General features: G+C 71.4%; 6 protein-coding genes. 5 read left to right on the forward strand and 1 reads right to left on the reverse strand.

Translation table 11 applies throughout. From position 1 onward, the window contains the following. The 5 genes from AOK16_RS10875 to AOK16_RS10895 all read left to right on the forward strand — a co-directional run. On the forward strand, nucleotides 1–604 hold a 604-nt coding region (locus AOK16_RS10875; protein WP_157859172.1), incomplete at its 5' end, for an ABC transporter ATP-binding protein. Next, nucleotides 601–1581, forward strand: coding sequence for an ABC transporter permease (locus AOK16_RS10880; protein ID WP_205627664.1), 981 nt, complete (start codon nucleotides 601–603; stop codon nucleotides 1579–1581). The genes AOK16_RS10875 and AOK16_RS10880, both read left to right, overlap by 4 nt. A gap of 128 nt (nucleotides 1582–1709) precedes the next feature. Continuing rightward, entirely contained in the window at nucleotides 1710–2723 is a 1014-nt protein-coding gene (locus tag AOK16_RS10885) for an ABC transporter substrate-binding protein (protein WP_205627665.1), read from the forward strand. Nucleotides 2724–2765: 42 nt separating this feature from the next. Beyond that, nucleotides 2766–2972 carry a type II toxin-antitoxin system VapB family antitoxin gene (locus AOK16_RS10890; protein WP_055472048.1) on the forward strand — a complete coding sequence of 69 codons (207 nt, stop codon included), beginning with the start codon at nucleotides 2766–2768 and terminating at the stop codon, nucleotides 2970–2972. After that, nucleotides 2963–3382 (forward strand): PIN domain nuclease, encoded by a 420-nt coding sequence (locus AOK16_RS10895; protein WP_055472049.1) that lies wholly within the window; start codon nucleotides 2963–2965, stop codon nucleotides 3380–3382. Before AOK16_RS10890 ends, AOK16_RS10895 begins: the two co-directional genes overlap by 10 nt. A 60-nt stretch (nucleotides 3383–3442) precedes the next feature. Here AOK16_RS10895 and AOK16_RS10900 read toward each other — a convergent pair. After that, a partial coding sequence (locus AOK16_RS10900) for a PTS transporter subunit EIIC (protein ID WP_157859173.1) occupies nucleotides 3443–4399 on the reverse strand: 957 nt, incomplete at its 5' end.

Consider the following 4399-nt stretch of genomic DNA (forward strand, 5'->3'; position numbering starts at 1 on the left):
GGTGCGCACGGGGTGGGTGCGTACGGGGCGTGGTGAAGGGCGGGTGCCGTGGGCCGCCTTCGTCTTCCAGGACTTCGGCGTCTTCCCGTGGCTCACGGTCCGGGCCAACGCGGCGTTCGGGCTGCGGATGGCGGGCGCCGGACGGCGCGAGGCCGAGCGGGCCGCGTACGGCTGGCTCGTACGGATGGGGCTCGCCGACTTCGCCGACGGCTACCCCGACCGGCTCTCCGGCGGAATGCGGCAACGGCTCGCACTGGCCAGGGCGTTCGCCACCGGCAGCCCGGTCCTGCTGATGGACGAACCGCTGGGGTCGCTCGATCCGCAGACGCGGCGGCTGATGCAGGAGCAGCTGCTGGAGCTGTGGCAGGAGGAGCGCAAGACGGTCGTGCTCGTGACGCACTCGATCGACGAGGCCCTGCTGCTCGGGGACCGGGTGCTGGCGATGTCCGCGCGGCCGGGGCGGTTCACGGACGAGTTCGAGGTCCCGTTCGCCCGGCCGCGCGATCCGGGGACGGTTCAGGACAGCCCGGAGTTCGGGCGGTTGCGGGCGCGGATCTGGCGGCAGTTGCGGGGGCAGCTGACCGGGAGCGGGGCGGCGGCGTGACGAACCGCGCTTCCACGAAGGGTTCGCCGGGCGCTTCTGCGAAGGGGGCGCTGGGCGCTCTCGCGAAGGGTTCGCTGGGCGCCCCCTCGAACGGTTCGCCGGGCTCTTCCGCGAAGGGGTCGCCGGACGCCTCCGTCGCCCGGGCCGCTGCCCGCGCCCGCCGCGCCGTCTGGCGCGACGCCGCGCTCGGACTCGCCGTTCCGGCCGCCCTGTTGCTGGCCTGGCAGGCCGCCGCCCGGGCGGGTCTCATCGACACGCTGCTGTTCCCGCCGCCGTCCGCCATCGCCGCGCGCCTGCTCGACCTGGTGGGTTCCGGGGAGCTGGGCACGCACACCGCCGCCACGCTGCGGCGCCTGCTGCCGGGCTATGCGCTGGGCGCGGCCACCGGGGCCCTGGCCGGGTTCGCCATGGGCGTCTCGCGCCTCGCGAACGCCGCGCTCGGGCCACTCTTCGCCGCCCTGTACTCCGTACCGAAGATCGCTACCCTTCCTCTGCTGCTCCTGGTCTTCGGGCTGACCGAGACGCCCAAGGTGCTCTCGGTCGCCATCACCGTCTTCTTCGTCCTGCAGATCAACACCCTTGCGGGCGTACGGCAGATCGACCCGCGCATGCTGGAGACCGCCCGCTCCTACGGGGCGTCCGGGCTGCGGCTGCTGCGCTACGTCCTCCTGCCGGGCGCGTGCCCCGGCGTGCTGACCGGGCTGCGTACGGCGGCGGGGCTCGGCGTCGTGGTCGTCGTCGCCGTCGAGTTCGTGGCCTCCGAGAGCGGTCTCGGCTTCCTGATCTGGAACTCCTGGACGCTCTTCCAGCCGGACCGGATGTACGTCGGGCTGGTCGCCGTGGCCGTGCTCGGCTCGCTCTTCTCGGCGGTGGTCTCACTCGTCGAGCGGTGGGCGGTGCCGTGGCGGGTGCCCGTACGCATGCGGCGCGCCGTACGGATGGAACGCGCCTTCCGCGTACGGCTCTCCCGCTCCTAGCGCGCCTCCTCGCCGCGCCTTTTCGGCCGAAAAATCAGCCCACTTCCAGCCGGTAGTCCAGCGCACTTCGAAAGGAATCCTCTTCAGCCATGCGCCCCTCCACGTTGTCCACGCCTCCTACGTCCCGCTTGCCCCGCTCGCGCCGCTCCGCGCTTGCCCTGCTGCCCGTACTGGCCTTGGCCGCCGCCTCCTGCCAGAGCGGGGGTGACCGGTCGGACCCGGAGGGCTCGGCGGCTTCCGGGGGTTCCCTGACCACGGTTCGGGTCGCCCATGTGCCCTCCACGCTCTTCGCCCCGCTCTATCTGGCCGACGCCAAGGGCTACTTCAAGGAGCAGGGCCTCGACGTCGAGTTGAGCAAGGTGAAGACGGGGCAGGACGCGGTGCCGCTCGCCGCGTCCGGGAAGGTCGACGCGGTGGCCGCTGGCTTCTCGGCCGGACTGTTCAACGGGGTGGCGAAGGGGCTCGGGGTGAAGGTCGCGGCCTCGATGGGCGCGTCCACGGGCGAGCGGCCCTCGCCCACCGCGCTGGAGGTGTCCAAGCGCCTGGTGGACTCCAAGAAGATCGAGAACGTGGACGACCTGCGCGGGCGGAAGGTCGCGGTGGCCGGGGGAGAGGGGGCCGCGGGCGGCTACCAACTGGCCGCCACCCTGCGGCAGTCGGGTCTGACGCTGAAGGACGTCCAGGTCGTCAATGTCGCGATCCCCGACATGCGGACGGCGCTGGCGGAGGGCGGGGTGGACGCGGCCCTGGCGCCCGCCCCGTTCACCACTGCCATGGAAGAGGGCGGGGTCGCTGTTGCGCTGGCCGTTCCGCCCAAGGGGACGTCGGCCACCGGTGTCGTCCTGGGGAACGCCTTCGCCGGAAAGCCGGCGGCGCGGAAGTTCCTGGCCGCGCTGCGCAAGGGGGCCGCCGACCTCCAGGGCCCGGGCCGCTCCTCCGACGAGAACCTCCGCATCCTGGCCGAGGCGACCGGCCAGAAGCTCGACGTCCTCCGCAAGACCCCGCCCTACCAGTGGGACCCCCAGCTCAAGCCCGACACCGCCCAGCTGTCCCACCAGCAGCAGGCCTACCGCGACGCCGGCCTCCTCGACGACGGCCAGGTCGCGATCCGCGACCTGGTGGCGGGGTTGGCCGAGGGGTAGCATGCATAAAGAGTCGGCTGATTCGTACACCTGGAGGTCGCCATGTCGCGCACCATGATCGATCTCGATGATGCACTGGTCCAAGAGGCCGCCGAGATACTGGGCACCACGACGAAACGCGCCACGATCAACGGAGCCCTCGCGGAGTTCGTGGCAGCAGCCAAGCGCCGCAGGTTTATGGAAATGCTGGACGAAGGCCTCTTCGAGGACCTTGGAGACCCGGGCGTGATGGTGGAGGCATGGCGGTAGCGAAGTATCTGGTCGACAAGAGCGCCTGGGCCCGGGCCAGGCGACCGAATGTCCGAGCCGTGTTGGCCCCGCTGGTGGACCGTGGTCTGGTGGCCACCTGCGCAGTGATCGATCTGGAGATCCTTTACAGCGCGCGCAACGCGCAGGAGCACGCCGGAGGCCGATCCGTACGGCGCGGCTTCGAGTGGCTGGAGCTGACGGACGAGATCGGTATCCGTGCCATGGAGATCCAAGCGCTGCTGGCCGAGAAGGGTCACCACCGAGCGGCGTCGATCCCCGATCTGCTCATAGCCGCGACCGCTGAGCGGCACCAGGTGACCGTGCTCCACTACGACGCGGACTTCGACACCATCACGGCGGTGACCCATCAGTCGGCCGAGTGGGTTGTACCGCGTGGTGAAGCCGACTGACGGAACCGTCGATCGGCTTCACCCCGTGGCTCCGGTCCTGTCAGACCTGTGGCAGACCTGTCAGACGGCCGCCGGTTGACGGGCGTCGTCGCCGGCTGGGGCCCGAGCGGCCTCGGTCTCCTGGGCCGCCGTCGGGTCGACAGCCTTTGTTGCCGTGGCGGTGTCCTTCGAGGGGGTGTTCAGGTCTGCGCGCATCTGCTTGCTGAAGCCGAAGAAGTACGTGAGGAGGAACCCCGCGATGTATCCGGCCAGGAGCCCCGCGGCGTAGACGGCGATCGTCGTGCCCAGGTCGGACGTGCCCTTGAGGAGGGGGAACAGGGCCCAGCCGGACGGCCCGTACGCCGTGGAACCGACCGCGCTGCCCAGCTGGTTGAGCAGTCCGACGAAGCCGCCGCCGAACGCCCCGCCCACGCACGCCGTGACGAACGGGCGGCCCAGCGGGAGCGAGACGCTGTAGATCAGCGGCTCGCCGACGCCCAGGAAGCCGGCCGGGAGCGCGGACTTGATCGTCTTGCGGAGGGAAGTGTTGCGGCGGAGCCGGAAGTAGATGGCGATGGCCGCGCCGACCTGGCCCGCGCCCGCCATGGCGAGGATCGGGAGGAGGACGGTGTAGCCCTGCTGCTGGATCAGGGTCGTGTGGATCGGGATCAGCGCCTGGTGCAGGCCGAGCATGACCAAGGGCAGGAACAGCCCGCCGAGCACGAAGCCGGCGAACGCGCCGCCGGTCGCCAGCAGCCAGTTCGCGAACTCGCCGATGGCCGTGGACACCTCGCCCGCCAGGAACATCAGGCCGAACAGCGTCGCCAGACCGGAGACCAGAACGGTGACGGTCGGCGTGACCAGCACGTCCAGCGCCTCCGGCACCCAGCGGCGGCACCACTTCTCGACCTGGACCGCCAGCAGCGCCGCGCCCAGCGCGCCGAGCACCCCGCCCTGGCCCGGAGCCAGTTTCTGACCGAAGACGGACACCTGCGCCACGCCCGCGTAGACGATGATCGCCGCCACCGCGCCGCCGCG

The sequence above is a fragment of the Streptomyces pathocidini genome (assembly GCF_001418495.1).
Taxonomy (GTDB): domain Bacteria; phylum Actinomycetota; class Actinomycetes; order Streptomycetales; family Streptomycetaceae; genus Streptomyces; species Streptomyces pathocidini.

What these genes read in the sequence shown, in the direction of transcription:
- AOK16_RS10890 (WP_055472048.1), top strand. Translation starts at nt 2,766, where the DNA reads ATGTCGCGCACCATGATCGATCTCGATGATGCACTGGTCCAAGAGGCC.
- AOK16_RS10895 (WP_055472049.1), top strand. Translation starts at nt 2,963, where the DNA reads ATGGCGGTAGCGAAGTATCTGGTCGACAAGAGCGCCTGGGCCCGGGCC.